Below are 16,600 nucleotides of genomic sequence, written 5' to 3' on the forward strand. Positions count from 1 at the left end.
CCCCCGAGTCTCCGTTGACGTCAACAGCTGGTAGTTGCCAGATCTTGGCAACTACCAGCGAGAACTTAACGGTGCCCGGGAGGCTGGGCAACTACCCGGTGGTCAAGGTCACCGGCGATCAGACGACGGCAGAGCCGCCGCGACGACCCGTACCTCGACGGTGGCACGTCCCGGGCGGTGGGCAGCCGGTACTGCGGGAGCCCCGACCTGCGGCAAGGGTAGGGCGAGGTACGGCTACCGCTGTGCGCGGCTGCGCTCGATGTGCTGCAGCATCACGTCGTGGTGATGCCGGATCGCGGTCCGCACGGCGGTGTCGTCCCGGTCGGCCATCGCATCCAGGATCGGCTTGTGGATGGCCATCTGGGCGTCGGCGTTGTCCGGCAGCAGCCAGTCCGGTACGCGATCCCGGCTCACCCAGTCGTCGTACTCGTAGGAGATCACGGCGGTATGGATCGCCTCGTAGATCGAGGCGAGGAACGGGTTGCCGGAAGTACGGACGACGGCGGCGTGGAAGACGGTGTCGGCGGCGATCCACGCGGACGTGCCGCCGGCCATGCTCTCGCTGAGCCGGTGCAGGGCTGCGCGGACATCGCCGAGGTCGGCCTGCGGTCGCCGGATGCCCTCGGTCGCGCCGAGGGTCTCCAGCCACAGCCGCAGGTCGACCAAATGGGACAGGGACTGCCGGTCGAGATCGAGCATCAGGTTGACCGACGCGGCGATGGCCGACTCGGGGCGACGCATGATGTACGCCCCGGAACCCTGCTTGATCTCCACGAGACCCATCAGGGACAGGGCGCGCAGGGCCTGGCTGACGATCGGCCGGCTGGCCCCGAACATCGAGGCCAGGTGGCGTTCGGAGGGCAGTCGGGAACCCTCGGCGAGGTTCTTGCTGATGATCAGTTGCCGGATCTGTTCGGCGACGTCGTCGGCGAGCCGGTTGGCGGTGACCGGGCGGACCGCGCCGAGTTGCACGACGTTGCGCGGGCGCGCCCCGTTGCCCGCCGGTGCGGATTCCGTCGATGCCATCCCCGATCCCTTCCAGCCGGACACGCCGTTCGTCCCACGTCGCGTTGGTCCCACCGCGTGCTCGTCGGACGCTCCCGGCCCCGGTCGTGGCCCCGGTCGTGGCGTCTGCTCGTGGCGTCTGCTCGTGGCGTCTGCTCGTGGCGCGACGAGTTGTCAGCCTACGCACGCCGTGCCTGGTGACGCGAGACCGCCGGGCCCAACCCTTCACGCAGCTGCGGGTTGACGTGGTGCTTGACGCTATGCCTTACTAAAGCGGCTTAGCCACTTTACCAGTAGAGGTTAGCATGATTCCGTTCCACGAGTCTGCCCCGCGCCGCCCGGCCGTCGCCGATCCGCTGCCCGTCGCCCAGCTACCGGGGCTGGCCGCCCGGATCCGGCTGCACGCCGTACGGATGGTGGCCATGCACGGGCTGGGCTACCTGGGGCAGGCGCTGTCGTCGGCCGAGGGATTCGCCGTCCTCTACGGGCGCTACTACCGTCCGGGCACCGACCGGCTGGTGGTCTCGCCCGGGCACTACGTCATCGCCGCGTTCGCCGCCGCCGCCGAGCGGGGCATGCTCGACGACGACGAGCTGCGGACCTATGGGCACAACGGCTCCCGGCTGGAGGCGATCGGCACCGAGCGGGCGCCGGCGGTCGACCTCACCTGCGGTTCCCTCGGCCAGGGGCTGTCCGCCGCGGTCGGCTTCGCGTTGGCCGACCGCCTCCAGGGCCGGCCGGACTCGCGCACCCTCGCCGTGGTCAGCGACGGCGAGCTCGAGGAGGGCCAACTCTGGGAGGCGGCGATGTTCGCCGGCCATCACCGCCTGGGCGCCCTGACCGTCCTGCTCGACGCGAACGACTCGCAGGTCGACGGCCCGGTCACGGAGATCACCACGGTCGAACCCATCGCCGACAAGTGGCGGTCGTTCGGCTGGGACGCCCGGGACGTCGACGGGCACGACGCGGCCGTCGACCACGCCGTCGCCACTGACCGGCCGGCCATCGTGATCGCCCGCACCTCGACCCGGCACGGGCTGGAGACCGTCGGACCGGACCGGGTCCTGCTCGGCAGCGATCATCCGTATCCGCTGGGCGAACAACCGCCGGGTGAGGTCATCCGGACGAATCCCGGATTGTCCGCGACCGAGAAGGCCGCTCTGTTGCGGGGCAACGCACGTACCTACCTCGGACTGGCCGACTGAACGACGATCTGAAGGGACACCGGGCGCGAGCCGCGCTGATCCCCGGCGAATCCGAGGCGGAACCAACCCGCCGGTGAGCCATCCGAGGGTGGATACGCGGCTGGGTGCGGTCGTCCGACGGTCCGAGAGCGAATGTCCATTCTGCTGGCCGCGTGGCAACAACTGTCGACAAGTGGTCCGATACCGCTGAAATCCGCGGCCGCTCGGTGGACATGGGCTGTCTCCACTTGCCGCGCGAGTGCATGATGGCGCTATCGCCCGAGGAGGTCGACGTGCGCCTCATGAAACTTCCGTCAGTCGGCGTTGTCGTGAGTATCGCCTTCGTAGTGGTATTTCTGATCTTCGCTCCGTATCTCAACCAACCGACGATCACTGACGAAGGTATACTTTGGATCTTTGTCGCGGCGGGTAGCGGACTGGTGGCCGGCTTTCTGGTGATCGCGGCGCTTCGACACCACAGACGCAGGCCACCACCGCGTGCCTCGGTGCCAGGCGGACTCGAAGGCCACACCGGCGAGCCGCGCCGCTATCTGGTGCCGGCCGACCTGCCACCGCCGCCGACCATCCTGCTCGGTCGCGACTGGCACATCGAGGAAATCCGCCGGAAGCTGGCGAGACCGAATGGTCGTCCAACCATCGTGGTGTTGTCCGGGCCAACCGGAATTGGTCGCTCCGCGCTGGCCATCACCGTCGCCGGCCTGCTCGCCGACTCGTTTCCGGACGGACAGGTCCTGGTGGACGCGGACGGTCGGCCGGACATGCGTACCGGTGACGTTCTCGACGCCGTCTACTGGGCGTTGCGTGAACCGGCCAGGGGCGATGAGCCGCCACCCGCCGACCTGGAACTCTGGTACCGGCAACGGACTGCGGAGCTCGCGGTCCTGGTCATCCTTGACAACTTCACCAGGCTGGACGAGATCCGCCGGCTCCTGCCCGCCGGCGAACGCTGTGCCCTGATCATCACCTCCCCGGGTCCCATTCGCGGTCTCGACGCCCATGTCGCGCTGACGCTCGGCCGACTGGATCAGGCACCGGCCCGCGAGGCCCTGTTGGAACTGCTGGGTCGGTCCGAACCGATGCCCGACCGGGAATCGGCTGCCGTCGACACGATCGTCGAGGCCACCGCGAGATACCCGGTCGCACTGCACATCGCAGGTGCGGCCCTCGCCGGCCGGCGTAGCTGGACCCTGGAGCTTGCCGTCGAGCGAATGCGGGAAGTGGCAGCGAACCGCGACGAGGATCCGGACCTGACACCGTTCGCCGGCGCCCTCGATCTCAGCTTCGCCATGCTGACCAAGCAGGAACGCCAAGGTCTGGTACTACTCGGGCTACTCGGAGCCGCCGAGAACGGACACCCGGAGAACGTCGCCAGCTGGATGCTCGCCGCACTGATGCGGGGATGCGCCAACGCCAGCGGCGCTGGCCACGATCGGGAGCCACCGGTGCCAGAACCGGCCATCGCCCAGGGACTGCTGGACGACCTACCAGCCGGGCGGCGCAGCTATCCGGATCGTCCGTGGCCGGGCGCGAACGTCGATCCAGCCGACGACGAGTCGGCTGACGAACTTCCGGACGACGGGCGAGTCGGCTCCGACGACGCCGCCCTCGACCGTGAGGATCATGAACTGCGCACCGCTCGGCAGTTGCTGGAGCGGCTGGCAAATGCGCGGTTGGCACACCAACGGTTCGACAGCGTGGGCGTCGTCACTTACCGGGTGCCGGACTATGTCCGCACGTACGCCCGGGCGCACCTGATCCGCGTCCTCTCCTCCGAGCAGCAGGCCGCCGCCGAGGCGATGCTGCAGGCCGAGCGGGAACGACGTGGCGAGCGTCGGCCGGCCGATCTGCTGGCCGGCACTGTCTACCGGCTGCTCGACGACGGCCGTCTCGCGGCCGCCCTGGACGCGGCCCGGGATGCCGTCACCCATGCCCGGCACCTACGCCAGCGGGGCAGTCATGCCAGCGACGCCGGTGAGGCACTCGGGCTCGCCGCGCTGGCCGAGATCTACGCCGAGCTCGGCTGGATCGAGGAAGGAGCGGCCTGCGCGGAGGCGGCGCTGCGGGCCGAGGATCGGTCCGCGGCGTCGGAGTCCCGGGCCCGCCGGGCGCTGGGCAACCTGCGCAACCGGCAGCACAAGGTGGACGAAGGAGCCGTCGAGATCGCCCAGGCGCTACGGATCGCCCGGCAGATCGGCGACGTCAAGGAAGAGATCCGGGTGCTGCGGGAGAGATCGGTGAACCGGGTACTCGCAGGTCGGGCGGAGCAGGCACTCGCGGCCGCTGACTCCGCCCGGGAACTGTGCGGCCACGCCGGTGGCAGCGGAGCGCGTCTGCTGCCGAGCGTCCTGTGGGCGTACGCGGGCGCGTTGCTCGCGACCGGATCGCTCGACGAGGCCGCCGAGACGCTCCGCGAGGCGGATCGGCGCACGCGTGTCAGCGCACATGGCCGGAGGCTGTGGCGTCCGTGGATCCGGCACCAGCGCGCGCTGGTCGCACTGCGGGCCGGCCGGTACGAGGAGGGCCGAAAGTACGGCTTCCGCGCGTTGGACGGCTTCACCGAAATCCGCCACCGTTACGGAGTTGGCCACAGCCGGTTGGCGATCGGCCGCGCCCTACTCGCCGAGCGGCGGACCGAGGCGGCGACAGCCGTTCTGGAAGAGGCGCTGATCACCCTGCGGACCTGTGGCGATCGGTGGATGGAGGCAGAGGCCGCGACGGTGCTCGCGCTGGCGCAGCAACTCGATTTCCAGCGCCGGCGATCCGCCAGCGCACCGCCGAGAGCTCGGCAGTTGCTTCTCGCCGCCCAGCAGACGTTCGCCCGCCTGGGCGACGTCGACGGCGAGGTGCGTTCGCGTCGGCTGTTGGACGACCTCGAATCCATCGAGGTGGCGGCCTGGCCGGAGCCGGTCACCAAACCATGATTCCCGCCTCTCCGTATCGTCCGTCGGGGAGTGATCGACATTGAGAAGGATCCGCCTCACCCTGCTCCGGATTCGTCGTAGCCTGCGGTCGTACCGGGTGCTCTTCGGCGCTGTCGCGACCGCTCTCGCGGCGGTACTCGGCACGGGGTACGACGACCTGCCGGAGAGCCTGCGCACCACGACGCTCATCGCTCTCGGCGTCATGACCGGGCTCACCGCTCTGCTGATCGGTGGTGCCGGCGATCCGCCCCGTCCGCTCGAAGACCAGGCGTCGACGTTCTTCCCGACCGGGTCGGCCGCAGCCACCGACCTGCAGACAGGCCATGGCCGGGCCGTTCGCGGCGTCGGTCGGCCGCGGGTCCGGTGGCGCCGGTGGTTGGGCCGGATCGGCCGCTGGCCGTCGTTGCGGTGGCGCCGATCGGCGATCCCGGTCCTGCCCGCCGGCGACGGATCGTTCGCGGGACGTGGCCGTGAGATCAAGGATCTGCTGGATCGCCATGCCGCAGCGCGCGGCAAGCGGGACGCCGCGCCGTCTGGACGACGGGTCCGCGCGGGGGGCCCGGTCCTCGTCCTGATCCACGGCCGGGCGGGTGTCGGCAAGACCGTCCTCGCTGCCGAGCTGGCCCGCGAGCTGCGTGACGAGTATCGCGACGGGCAGGTGTTCGCCAATCTCGGCACCGGCGGTGCCGCCCGCCGTCCGGCTGACGTCCTACAGGACATTCTCGCCCTTCTCGGTTGGCAGGATGACGAGATGCCCGCCGAGTTGGACAAGAGAGCCAAGTTGTTCCGGGCATTGACCGCCGGGCGGCGGATGCTCATCGTGCTGGACGCGGCGCGCGACGGCAATCAACTGCATCACCTGCTGCCGCGGGATCCCGGCTGTGCGGTGATCGTGACCAGCCGACGTGACCTGAGTGGGAACATCGACTCCGAGTGCGAGCCCTACCGGCTCGACCCGCCCGACCTGGCGGATTGCCTGGAGATCCTGCACACGGTGAGCGGGGTGCCGCACGGCAGCCGGCAGCCGTACGTGGTGCGGATAGCACAGATGTGCGGGGCGTTGCCGTTGGCGCTGCGGTCTGCCGGCGAGCGGGTGGCACTCGACGGCACCGACATCTGTCATGTCGCCAGTCTGCTGGAACCCGCCGAAACGCGGCTGTCCTGGCTCGACCGTCCGGGACGCGCGGTCACCGAGGGCATCCACACCCAGTACGACCGGGCACTACGGGCCGAGCAGCAGGCACTGCAGTTGCTCGCACTGGTGCCGTCGGCGACGTTCTTTCCCTGGGTACTCAGGCCGCTGCTCGACGTACCGTTCGCCGAGGCCGAGGCGCTGGTGACCAGGCTCACCGGGGCCCAGCTGCTGGCGGAGTCACCGGCCCGGAGCAGGTTGCACGAGCTGCCCCGCTACCGTTTCCACCCGCTCGACCGGCTCTTCGTGGAGCAGCGACTGGCCGAGCTCACGGTAGCGGCACGAGATGCCGCACAGCAACGCCTCGACGACGCGTACTACGAGTTCGTGGTGAAGGTGCTCAGACCCGACCAGGAGACCGGTACGACGCACTGGGTTCCCGCCGGTTCGAACCTGCCCGAACGAATCGCCGAGCGCCCGGACCAGTGGGTCCGGGCCGAGTACGCCAGCCTGCTGCGGGTCATCATCACCGCGGCGGCCAGAGGCGACGACTACGTGTGCTGGCGGGTCGGTGTGTGGTTGGGAGGCTGCGTACCGGAGTATCCCGACACAGCTCTCATCGGTGACGCCTTCCAAATCGCGCTGCATGCCGCGAACCGTTTCCAGGACAGTGAACCGATTGGCGCGATCGACGTCCTGCTCGCCCATGGCGCCTTTCTCGCCGCCGTCGAACACTACGGGCCGGCCGAGACCGCCTTTCAGGAGGCCATCGCCAAGGCCCGTGCGTTGCGGGAGGACAGCGCCGTCCAGCCGGACCTGCGCCACCGCGCCGCCCTGCGGGAAGCTCGGGCACATCGCAAGCGCGGGGAGGCGTTCCTGCAGGCTGCGTCGTACCGACTGGCGTGTACGGCATTCGACGAGGCGATGCGGATCAGTGTGCGGATCGGCGACCCGACCGAACGGCGACTGGCCCGGTTGCTGATCGCCGAGGCGCGGCAGGCCGATCTGGTCGACTCGGACTACGACGAGTTGCTGGACAGCCCGGAACAGCCCGACTCCGTGCACTTCCGGGTGCTGCTGTCGCTGGCCGAGGTGGAACGGCGACGTGGAGACTGGCGCAACGCCGAGGACAACCTTGCTCGGGCCGGCCAGCTCGCTACCGACGACGAGCGGGGTTTGGCGACGCTGTACTACCGTCTCGGCCGACTCTACCTGCACCAGCACCGCCTGTCGAGCCAGCAGCCGGTCCCGGACGACGCGCAGGCAGGGCTGGCGAACCAGGCCGTGCGTCATGCGACCGAGGCGCTGCTGGTGTTCGAACGGATGCACAACCGGGCCGGGCTTGTCCGGGCCCGGTGCCTGCTGGCCCGGGCGTTGTTGCATACCCGTCGGCTCGTTGAGGCCGAGCAGGTGATTTCGTTGGCGGCCAGCGGACTCGACGAGCTGGCGGCCAGCGGACTCGACACGTCGACCGACAGCGGACCAGACGAGTCGGCCGGTGCGCCGTCGTACGCGGTCGAGCCGCTGCGTGCCCGGGTGCTTCGGGCGCGTGCGGAGTTGGCCGTGGTGAACCGGGACGCGGATGCCCGGACGATGCTCACCCAGGCGGCCCAGATGTTCGGTAACCAGGACGACTGGGCGGCGCAGTCCGAGATCCTGAGGATGATCGAGAAGCTGGATACGCCGGTGTGACGAGGGCGGTGGGCGCGTCCCGGAGAGGCCGTTCCCGAGAGCGCATCGGTCGCCCCGGCACGACGCTGGTCGTGCCGGGACGGCCGGCTGTCAGTCGGGTTCAGCAGGGGCCGACCATGCTCTTGACGTCGTAGGTCGTGGAGATCCAGGTGTCCGCGGCGTAGCCGGTCGCGCCGGTGGCCGGGTCGGTGATCCGGTCCCAGGTGGACGACGGCCAGTACCCGCCACCGACGTACTCACCGAAGGTGTAGCAGGAGATGTTCACGACGTTGCCGTAATAGGTGTAACCGGTGACGGCGTAGGAGGTGCCGGGGCCGGCCCGGACATTGAGCCAGGGGCTGGCCAGGATCGTCCCGGTCACGCTCGGTGTACCGCCGCCGCCGAGCCGGTTCACCGCCGCCTGCGCGGCGGACAGGTAGTTGGCGTACACGCCGCTGTTGTACGTCGACCATGGCTGCCAGTTGCCACCACCGCTGGAGATGTTGTACGCGGCGTTCGCGTTGCACTGGGCGTCGTAGGCACAGGTGTCCGACACACTGGGGTGGTAACAGTTGTTGATCTGCCACAGCCCGCGGTCCAGTGACCCGTACGGGCAGCCGGCGGTGGGGCCGTTGCTGCCGACGGCAGACGGGTTGCACGAGGACTCGGCCATGGCAACGGCGACCGCGGTGACGAGCGGGCCGCCGCGGAACCCGGCGGCGTAGCCGACCTGGGCGCACAGGTCGATACCGACGGCGGTGACGCCGACGGTGTCCGGTGTGGTCCCGGTGGCGGGGCCGCCGACACTGGCCGGGACCGATCGGTCGGTGGATCGGTCGGTGGAGTCGACCGGGGCGGCGCTGGCGGCGCCGGGCACGGACACGGCGACGACGGCGAGCAGTGCGACGCCGAGCGCGAACCGCAGGCCACGGCGTCGGACTTCGGCGGACTCAGGATCAGGGCAGTCGCGGTGCATCGTATCTCTTGTTCCTTTCAGGATAGGTGACCGGCCGGGCGCGCCGGTCGAGGACCGAGGGAGGTGCCGGGCGGCGTCAGCGTCCGGGCCACTCCGGGTCGGCGTAGGACCAGCCGAGGTACGGCGCGCCCGGCCAGGTCAGCGAGACGCGGCGTACGGTGGCCGCGGTCGTGATGTAGTTGCCGTTGCCTTCGGACAGCATCACGTGGCCGGCGTAGCCGTTGATCGACGCACCGGCATAGAAGACGAGCGCACCGGCCGGCGGGGTGCCGGTCGTACGGATGAGTCCTCGGGCGTTGAGCGAGTTGTAGTGGACCAGCGCCGTCGCGTAACCGCTCGCGGCCCGACCGTAGGCATGGCCGACGAAGTTGTCGCACCAGCCGTCCCAGGGATGGTTGGAGTCACCCAGGTCGCCGTTGGTGTGGGTGTGCCCGAGTACCGACCGCGCCCAGGCGAGCGCCCGGTCCTCGCGGGTGCCGGTCGGTGGCGGGGTCGAGGTGCCGCACTCCGGCTCGCCGGGCAGGTACTGGTTGAAGCCAGGCGTGGTGGTGTAGTAGTCGCTGATCCAGCCGGTGACCGGGGCGCTGATCTGGTGCCATACGGAGTTGCCGTAGATGTTGCGACCGCGTACCGCGCATTCGGCGGTGAAGTAGGTGCCGTCGGCCAGGACGGCCACAGCGGGGGCGCCGGCGTCATGGGGATTGGTCCGTACGATCAGCCCGGCGCCGCCGGTGCCGGTGACCCGGTAGCCGGTGATTCCGGCGAACGACGGGGCGGCCGTGCCGGCCAGCACCATCACCACGGCGGCGCACGACGCGAGAAGACCTCGCAGGACCCGGGGGAGCGCTGGCCGCGTCGATCCGCCTGCGGTGTTCGTGCCTTCTGGCTGGTACACGTAGTTCCTCCTGTCATAGTGCGGCGCGCCCTCGATCTCCGCGGCGGCATCCGGCAGGACGGGCCCGTCGAGCCGCAGGCGCGCGCCGGCGAGCGGGGTGGGGCGGATGGGATGGGGGAAGTGATGCGTACACGGTCCAGCACGGACTGTGAGACGCTATCGAGCGGCGCCTATCGAGTGGCGGTGCATCGAGGCTGATCGTGCCGTGCACCTCCTTGTAAAGCACTGACGTGACGGCGGTTGACGCCGGGGTTTACACCCGCAGGAGGGGTCATGACGGGCCAAAACAGAAGAATCGGTGAGAAGGATTCTGGCGCCGATCGGCTCCGTGATTTCGTCGCAGACCTTGCGCGACTTCGACGCGACGCCGGCCAGCCGTCACTGCGCACAATGGCGGTGAAGGCCCACTACTCCCATACGGCGCTGTCGAGCGTTCTGGCCGGTACGCGCCTGCCGTCGCAGGAACTGACCTTGGCGTTCGTCCGCGCCTGCGGTGGCGACGAGGACGCCTGGCGGGCACGCTGGCACCGCGAGAACGCGTGCCTGCGTGCCGGCGAACCGGCAACTGCGGAAACCGGGACGATCGGGCGGCCGGTCCTGGCCCGGTCGCCACGGCCGGCCCGGTGGCCAGTGGTCTCCGTCGTCGCGATCACCGTGCTCTCGGCCGTCGTGCTCTCGGCCGTCGCGCTCGTCGCGTTGACGTCGGGCACCGGTCCCTTCGCACAGCAGCGTGACGACACCGCGCTGGCCGGACCGTCGTCGGGGCGGCCCGTGGCCGACGGGGCGGATCCGCAGGAGGAACAGTGCCATGTCGATGCGATGAGCGCCCAGACCGTGCCGATTCCGGACCGGGATCCGCGCCTGGCCCCCTACGGCAGTCTGACCCTGCGCTACTCCCCGCGCTGCCAGGCGGCCTGGCCACTGTTCGTCTCCACCGAACGGGTGCCGACCGGCGCCACCATCCGACTGGTGACGACCCGTCCGTCCGACGGGGCGGTGAGCCGGTTCGACTACCCGTTCCTGGTACCGAGCCAGGTCTACAGCGTCTACGGCAATGTCCTGCGAACCACCCAGGGCTGCGTGATGGTGGCCGTCGAGATCACCGCGGTCGACACCCGGACTTCGCTGGGAAGCGCGGACACCTCGTGCACCCACCTCGGCACGCTCGACTGAGTCGGTTCCGGTTGTCCCGTTGATCGTGGGCGGCGATGGTGCATCCGTCGCCGGTCATCGGGTTCAATCGGTTGTCATCTACGGGAGGTTAGCCTAACCTAAATCTACCTGCCTCGATGATAGGAGTGTCGTGGAGCGGACGTTGGCCGGCATGGTCGCGGTGGTAACCGGCGCCGGCGGTGGTATCGGCGCGGCAGTCAGCCAGGCTCTGGCCGACGAAGGCGCGGTGGTCGCCGCAGTAGACCGGGACGAACCGGCGCTCGCCGCGCTCGCCGAGCGCGTCGGTGCCACGCCGCACCCTGCTGACGTCCGTGACTCGTCCGTGGTCGACGACACGGTCGATCGGATCGAGAGTCGACTCGGCCCCATCGGACTGCTCGTCAACGTCGCCGGGGTGCTGCACCCGGGACCGGCCACCTCCATCAGTGACGCTGATTGGCAAGACACCTTCGCGGTGAACGCGTCCGGGGTTTTCCACATGTGCCGCGCCGTCGTTCGTCACATGCGTGCCCGCGGTGCCGGCACCGTCGTCACGGTCGCCTCCAACGCCGCCGGTGTGCCCCGCGCCGGCCTCGCCGCCTACGCCGCGAGCAAGGCCGCCGCTGTCGCCTACACCATGTGCCTCGGCCTGGAGGTGGCACGGGACGGAATCCGGTGCAACGTGGTGTCGCCGGGATCGACCGACACCGCCATGCTGCGTCAACTCTGGGCCGGGGGTGCGGGACCCCGGGACACCATCGACGGCCAGCCGGACCAGTTCCGGACCGGGATTCCGCTCGGTCGGATCGGCAGCCCGGCGGATGTCGCCGACGCGGTGGTGTTCCTCGCCTCGGCGCGCGCCCGGCAGATCACCTTGCAGAACCTGTACGTGGACGGTGGAGCGGCCCTACGCATGTGACCGACGCCTGCCCGCCCATCCCGCTGTCCGGTACGTGCCACCGGGCGCTCCTGCCAGGGAGAACGGAGCCTTGCCAGTGACCCGGACCGATCTGCCGCAGTACGCTGTCGCCGACCTGCTCGCCGACTACTGTCCGGGAGAGTCGTTCTTCTTTTCTTCGCCCCGCAGCGCGATGCTCGCGAGCGGAGAGGCGATTCTCCTTCCGGATCGGCTGGCTGACCTGCCGACCTATGTATCCGACCTGCTGGCCGCCCTGGGCGGCGAGGTGCCGGACCGGGTCGTGGTCGGCGCGTTGCCCTTCGCCGGCCTGAACGGTGCCCGGCTCGTCGTCCCGGTACAGGTGCGCAGAGCGGGACCGATCTCGGCAGCTGGACTGTCGCGCTCGCCCGGGCCGACCACCCGGGTGTCACGGGTGCTTGCGGTGCCGGACGCGCAGCGCTATCGCGTCGCCGTCGAACGCGCCGTGTCCATGGTGCGTGCCGGCGACCTGCAGAAGGTGGTGTTGGCCCGCTGCCTGCAGATCGATTTGGCCGCACCGGTCGACGTGCGTGCGGTGCTGCGCAGTCTCGCCTGGCGCGATCCCCGGGGCTACACCTACGCCGTCGACCTGTCGGGTGGCCGGACACTCGTCGGCGCGAGCCCTGAACTACTCGTGTCCCGCATCGGCGAGCGGGTCGTCGCGAACCCACTGGCCGGGTCCCTGCCACGGGCTGCCGACCCGGTGGAGGACAGCCGCCGTGCCGCCGCGCTACGGACCTCGCTCAAGGACGGCCGGGAACATGCCTTCGTGGTAGAGGCGGTCGTCGAGGCGCTACGGCCGTACCTGAAGCGGATCCAGGTGCCCGCGGAGCCGGCGGCCGTTCCGACCGCCAGCATGTGGCACCTGTCCACACGGGTCACCGGCGAGGTCGTCGACCCGTCGGTGACCGCCTTCCACCTGGCGACGGCGCTGCATCCGACCCCGGCGATCTGCGGAACGCCGGTCGAGGCGGCCCGTACCGTCATCTCCCAGCTCGAACCGTTCGACCGTGGCTTCTACAGCGGGATGGTCGGCTGGGTCGACGCCGACGGGGACGGCGAGTGGATCGTCGGCATCCGTTGCGCCGAGACGGACGGGCAGTCTCTGCGGCTGTACGCCGGTGCCGGCATCGTGGCCGAGTCGTCGCCCGCAGCGGAACTCGCCGAGACCGCGGCCAAGTTCCAGACCCTGCTGGCCGCGATGGGTATCCCGGGGGAGATGTAGATGGCTGATCCACCGGTCGACCCGGGCCCTGACTTCACCCCGTGGCCTGACGAGTACGCGCAGCGCTACCGGCGGCTCGGCTACTGGCGTGGGGAGACCTTCGACCAGTGGCTGACCGGACTGGTGGCGCGGCACGGCGAGCGTACGGCGGTGGTCGGCGGCGGCCAGCGGTGGAGCTACCGGCGGTTGCACCGCACGGCGCACCGGCTCGCGGCCGGCCTGTACGCGGTCGGGTTGCGCCGTGGCGACCGGGTCGTGGTGCAGCTGCCGAACGTACCGGAGTTCCTCGCTCTGCTGTTCGCTCTGTTCCGTATCGGTGCCTGGCCGGTCCTCGGGCTGCCCGCGCACCGGCGTAGCGAAATCACCCATCTGGTGGATCTCACCGGTGCGGTCGGCTATGTCGTGGCTGACCGCTACGCCGGCTTCGACTACCGGGAACTGGCCCGCCAGGTGCGCTCGTTGACCACCGGGCTGCACCACGTGCTGGTACTCGGCGACGCCGCCGAGTTCGTCGCGCTGTCCGAGCTCGACGGCGATCCGTCCGAGCTTCCCGACGGCCCGGCCGCCGCCGACGTCGCGTTCCTCAACCTGTCGGGCGGCAGCACCGGACTTCCGAAACTCATCCCCCGTACCCACGACGACTACCTGTACAGCGTGCGGGCCTCGGCGGAAATCTGTGCACTTGATACGGACACCGTCTATCTGTGCGTTCTGCCGGTGGCCCACAACTTCTCGCTCAGCTCGCCGGGCGTGCTGGGGACGCTGCACGTCGGCGGTCGGATCGTGCTCGCCGGGCAGCCGACGCCCGATGTCGCGTTTGCGCTGATCGCCGCTGAGCGGGTCAGCATCACCGCCCTGGTCCCGCCACTGGCCAAGTTGTGGCTGGACGCGGCCGTCAACCGAGGACCGGATCTGTCCAGCCTGCGGCTGGTGCAGGTGGGCGGCGCCCGGCTCAGCGACGAGGTGGCGGCCCGGGTGCGACCCACGTTCGGCTGTGCCCTGCAGCAGGTGTTCGGGATGGCCGAGGGACTGGTCAACTACACCCGGCTGGACGACCCGGAGCGGGTCGTGACGACCACGCAGGGAATCCCGATCAGCCCTGACGACGAGGTCCGCGTGGTCGACCGTGACGACCGGGACGTCCCGTCCGGTGCCAGTGGACAACTGCTCACCCGCGGTCCGTACACCATCAGGGGCTACTACCGGGCGGCGGCGCACAACGCGACCACGTTCACCGTCGACGGCTACTACCGCACCGGTGATCTGGTCCGCCGGACCGCCGCCGGGCACCTGATCGTCGAAGGCCGGGTGAAGGACCAGATCAACCGGGGAGGGGAGAAGATCGCGGTCGAGGAGGTGGAAAACCATCTGCTCGCCCATCCGGCAGTGCTGGACGCGGCGGTCGTCGCCGTGCCCGACGACATACTCGGCGAACGCACCTGCGCGGTGGTGGTACCACGGGGATCCGCGCCGTCGGTGGCGGCGCTACGGTCGTTCCTGCGTCAGCGTGGTCTGGCCGACTTCAAGATTCCCGATCGGATCGAGTTCGTCGCCGCGTTCCCGCTCACCGGCGTGGGCAAGGTCAGCCGGACCGGGCTACGGACCCGACTCGCCGCCGATCTCGCCGCTTCTCACCGCCGCGGGCGGCGGCAGAGCCGCTCGCCGTATCAGGCTGACGCAGGAGGACACGCATGCTGACAGCGGACGCGATGCGCGCCGACATCGCCGAGCTCCTCGGCGACGACGCCGGGCCGATCGACGACGAGGACAACCTGCTCGACGCCGGTCTCGATTCGATCCGCATCATGGCGCTGATCGAACGCTGGCGCCAGCGCGGCGTCGAGGTCGATTTTCTGCAACTGGCCGAAGAGCCGACGTTGGCCGCCTGGTGGTCGGTGGTACGGGCAGCAGACGTCGATGGCGAGCGTCGGTAGCGATGACGGGGATTCCCGACATCGCGCCGTATCGCGTGCCGTCCGCGACAGAGCTGCCGCCCGTCCAGGTCAGCTGGCAGGTCGACTGGAATCGGGCGGTGTTGCTGGTGCACGACATGCAGCAGCACTTCGTACGCTCGTTCCCGGCGGACGACGAACCGTTGCGGACAACGGTGGCGAACATCGCCAGGCTTCGGCACCGCTGCCGGCGAGCAGGCGCGCCGGTCGTCTACTCCGTACAGCCACCTGGCCAGACCTTTGACCAGCGCGGCCTGCTGGCCGACTTCTGGGGAGCGGGAATCCAGGACGACGCAGGCGCCGCCGTCATCGACGCGCTTGAGCCCGGTGCCGAGGACACGCTGATGACGAAGTGGCGCTACAGCGCCTTTCACCGGACCCGGTTGGCGCAGCTGCTGCGCGAATCCGGGCGTGACCAGCTGGTGGTCTGCGGCGTCTACGCACACATCGGCGTGCAGGAGACGGCCGCCGACGCGTTCATGCACGACGTGCGGCCGTTCGTCGCCGGTGACGCGGTCGCCGACTTCTCGCGCCGCGAGCACGACACCGCCCTGTCGTACCTGGCTGCCCGGTGCGCGGTGGTCGCCGCCACCGACGACCTGCTCCGAGATTGACATCGAGAACCTTCGCTGCAGCCCTTGTTGAAGACCATTAATTAGCCTAGCCTAACCTAAGAAATCGTCCGGCGCGGCCAATCGGAACGGCCGTCGCCGTGGGCCGATCCGTGCGGGAAGAGACCCTGGCCACGTCAGACATGGCACGGTCGCCGGTCACGCCCCGGGTCGCCGCCCGGCGGACATCCGTCCACAGCTCAGGAGGAGCGGTGCAGCGCATCGTGCTCAACGGAAAGATCCATCGCGCCACTGTCACCCAGGCGGACCTGCACTACGTGGGCTCGTTGACGGTCGACGCGGACCTGATGGCCGCGGCTGACATCCGTGCGGGTGAGCGTATCCAGGTCGTCGACATCTCCAACGGCGCCCGGATCGAGACGTACGCGATCGGGGGTCCGCCGGGCAGCGGCGTCATTGGCGTCAACGGCGCTGCCGCACACCTGATCCATCCCGGCGATCTCGTCATCGTGATGTCCTACGTCGTGCTCGACGCGGCCGAGCTGGACGGACACCGGCCACGGGTCGTGCATGTCGATGCCGCGAACCGGGCGCTCGCCGTTGGCGACTCGGCGGCGCAACCGGTGCCGGGTGCCCCCGACCTGATCAGCGGCGCCACCGTCGTGGCCGCGCCCTGAACCTGATCCCGAAAGGACCCTCCGATGACCAATCCGTTCGACGACGAGAACGGCGTCTTCCTCGTCCTGGTCAACGACGAGAACCAGCACTCGCTGTGGCCGGAGTTCGCCGCTGTGCCCGACGGCTGGCGCACCGTCCACGGACCGGCCAGCCGGGCCGACAGTCTGGCCTACGTGGAGACCAACTGGACCGACATGCGTCCGAGGAGCCTCGTCGAGGCGATGGAGCAGGCCGACTAGCTGCCCCACCCCAGCCCGATCCCACCCAGATTGGATGGTT

Annotated in this window: 14 protein-coding genes; 11 read left to right on the plus strand and 3 right to left on the minus strand. The window is 69.8% G+C overall.

All coding sequences use genetic code 11. From position 1 onward, the window contains the following. Positions 1 to 234 precede the first annotated feature (234 nt). Positions 235 to 1,026 carry a FadR/GntR family transcriptional regulator gene (locus ACN27F_RS33130; protein WP_421439504.1) on the minus strand — a complete coding sequence of 264 codons (792 nt, stop codon included), beginning with the start codon at positions 1,024 to 1,026 and terminating at the stop codon, positions 235 to 237. 284 nt (positions 1,027 to 1,310) lie between these two features. Here ACN27F_RS33130 and ACN27F_RS33135 point away from each other — a divergent pair, with 284 nt between their 5' ends. The 3 genes from ACN27F_RS33135 (at position 1,311) to ACN27F_RS33145 (ending at position 7,955) form a co-directional block, all read left to right on the plus strand. Further along, complete coding sequence (locus ACN27F_RS33135) at positions 1,311 to 2,210, plus strand: 1-deoxy-D-xylulose-5-phosphate synthase N-terminal domain-containing protein (protein ID WP_421439506.1); 900 nt, start codon at positions 1,311 to 1,313, stop codon at positions 2,208 to 2,210. A 485-nt stretch (positions 2,211 to 2,695) separates the two neighbouring features. Continuing rightward, the gene (locus ACN27F_RS33140) at positions 2,696 to 5,131 is read left to right on the plus strand and encodes a hypothetical protein (RefSeq protein ID WP_421439508.1); all 2,436 of its coding nucleotides are present in this window, start codon (positions 2,696 to 2,698) and stop codon (positions 5,129 to 5,131) included. 40 nt (positions 5,132 to 5,171) lie between these two features. Continuing rightward, complete coding sequence (locus tag ACN27F_RS33145; protein ID WP_421439510.1) at positions 5,172 to 7,955, plus strand: NB-ARC domain-containing protein; 2,784 nt, start codon at positions 5,172 to 5,174, stop codon at positions 7,953 to 7,955. Between the two features lie 100 nt (positions 7,956 to 8,055). On the opposite strand, the gene ACN27F_RS33150 is transcribed toward ACN27F_RS33145, so the two are convergent. Both ACN27F_RS33150 and ACN27F_RS33155 read right to left on the minus strand, forming a co-directional pair. Next, the gene (locus tag ACN27F_RS33150; RefSeq protein WP_421439512.1) at positions 8,056 to 8,910 is read right to left on the minus strand and encodes a transglycosylase SLT domain-containing protein; all 855 of its coding nucleotides are present in this window, start codon (positions 8,908 to 8,910) and stop codon (positions 8,056 to 8,058) included. 76 nt (positions 8,911 to 8,986) lie between these two features. Then, on the minus strand, positions 8,987 to 9,805 hold the full coding sequence (locus tag ACN27F_RS33155) for a hypothetical protein (protein WP_421439514.1): 819 nt from the start codon (positions 9,803 to 9,805) through the stop codon (positions 8,987 to 8,989). A gap of 273 nt (positions 9,806 to 10,078) precedes the next feature. On the opposite strand from ACN27F_RS33155, the gene ACN27F_RS33160 reads away from it, so the two are divergent. From ACN27F_RS33160 to ACN27F_RS33195, 8 genes are all read left to right on the plus strand, one after another. Next, the gene (locus tag ACN27F_RS33160) at positions 10,079 to 10,978 is read left to right on the plus strand and encodes a helix-turn-helix domain-containing protein (RefSeq protein ID WP_421439515.1); all 900 of its coding nucleotides are present in this window, start codon (positions 10,079 to 10,081) and stop codon (positions 10,976 to 10,978) included. 130 nt (positions 10,979 to 11,108) lie between these two features. Continuing rightward, entirely contained in the window at positions 11,109 to 11,876 is a 768-nt protein-coding gene (locus ACN27F_RS33165; protein WP_421439517.1) for a 2,3-dihydro-2,3-dihydroxybenzoate dehydrogenase, read from the plus strand. Positions 11,877 to 11,952: 76 nt separating this feature from the next. Further along, on the plus strand, positions 11,953 to 13,119 hold the full coding sequence (locus ACN27F_RS33170) for an isochorismate synthase (RefSeq protein ID WP_421439519.1): 1,167 nt from the start codon (positions 11,953 to 11,955) through the stop codon (positions 13,117 to 13,119). After that, positions 13,120 to 14,817 carry a (2,3-dihydroxybenzoyl)adenylate synthase gene (locus tag ACN27F_RS33175; protein ID WP_421439521.1) on the plus strand — a complete coding sequence of 566 codons (1,698 nt, stop codon included), beginning with the start codon at positions 13,120 to 13,122 and terminating at the stop codon, positions 14,815 to 14,817. Then, a complete protein-coding gene (locus tag ACN27F_RS33180; RefSeq protein ID WP_421439523.1) occupies positions 14,811 to 15,053 on the plus strand; it encodes a phosphopantetheine-binding protein in 243 nt (80 codons plus the stop codon). Before ACN27F_RS33175 ends, ACN27F_RS33180 begins: the two co-directional genes overlap by 7 nt. 2 nt (positions 15,054 to 15,055) lie before the next feature. Continuing rightward, positions 15,056 to 15,685: an isochorismatase family protein gene (locus tag ACN27F_RS33185; protein ID WP_421439524.1), complete on the plus strand. Its 630-nt coding sequence runs from the start codon at positions 15,056 to 15,058 to the stop codon at positions 15,683 to 15,685. Positions 15,686 to 15,894: 209 nt separating this feature from the next. Next, positions 15,895 to 16,320, plus strand: coding sequence for an aspartate 1-decarboxylase (gene panD, locus ACN27F_RS33190; RefSeq protein ID WP_421439526.1), 426 nt, complete (start codon positions 15,895 to 15,897; stop codon positions 16,318 to 16,320). Between the two features lie 24 nt (positions 16,321 to 16,344). After that, positions 16,345 to 16,560 (plus strand): MbtH family protein, encoded by a 216-nt coding sequence (locus ACN27F_RS33195; RefSeq protein ID WP_421439528.1) that lies wholly within the window; start codon positions 16,345 to 16,347, stop codon positions 16,558 to 16,560. The last annotated feature ends 40 nt before the right edge of the window (positions 16,561 to 16,600 follow it).

The organism is Solwaraspora sp. WMMB335 (assembly GCF_049179075.1).
Taxonomy (GTDB): domain Bacteria; phylum Actinomycetota; class Actinomycetes; order Mycobacteriales; family Micromonosporaceae; genus Micromonospora_E.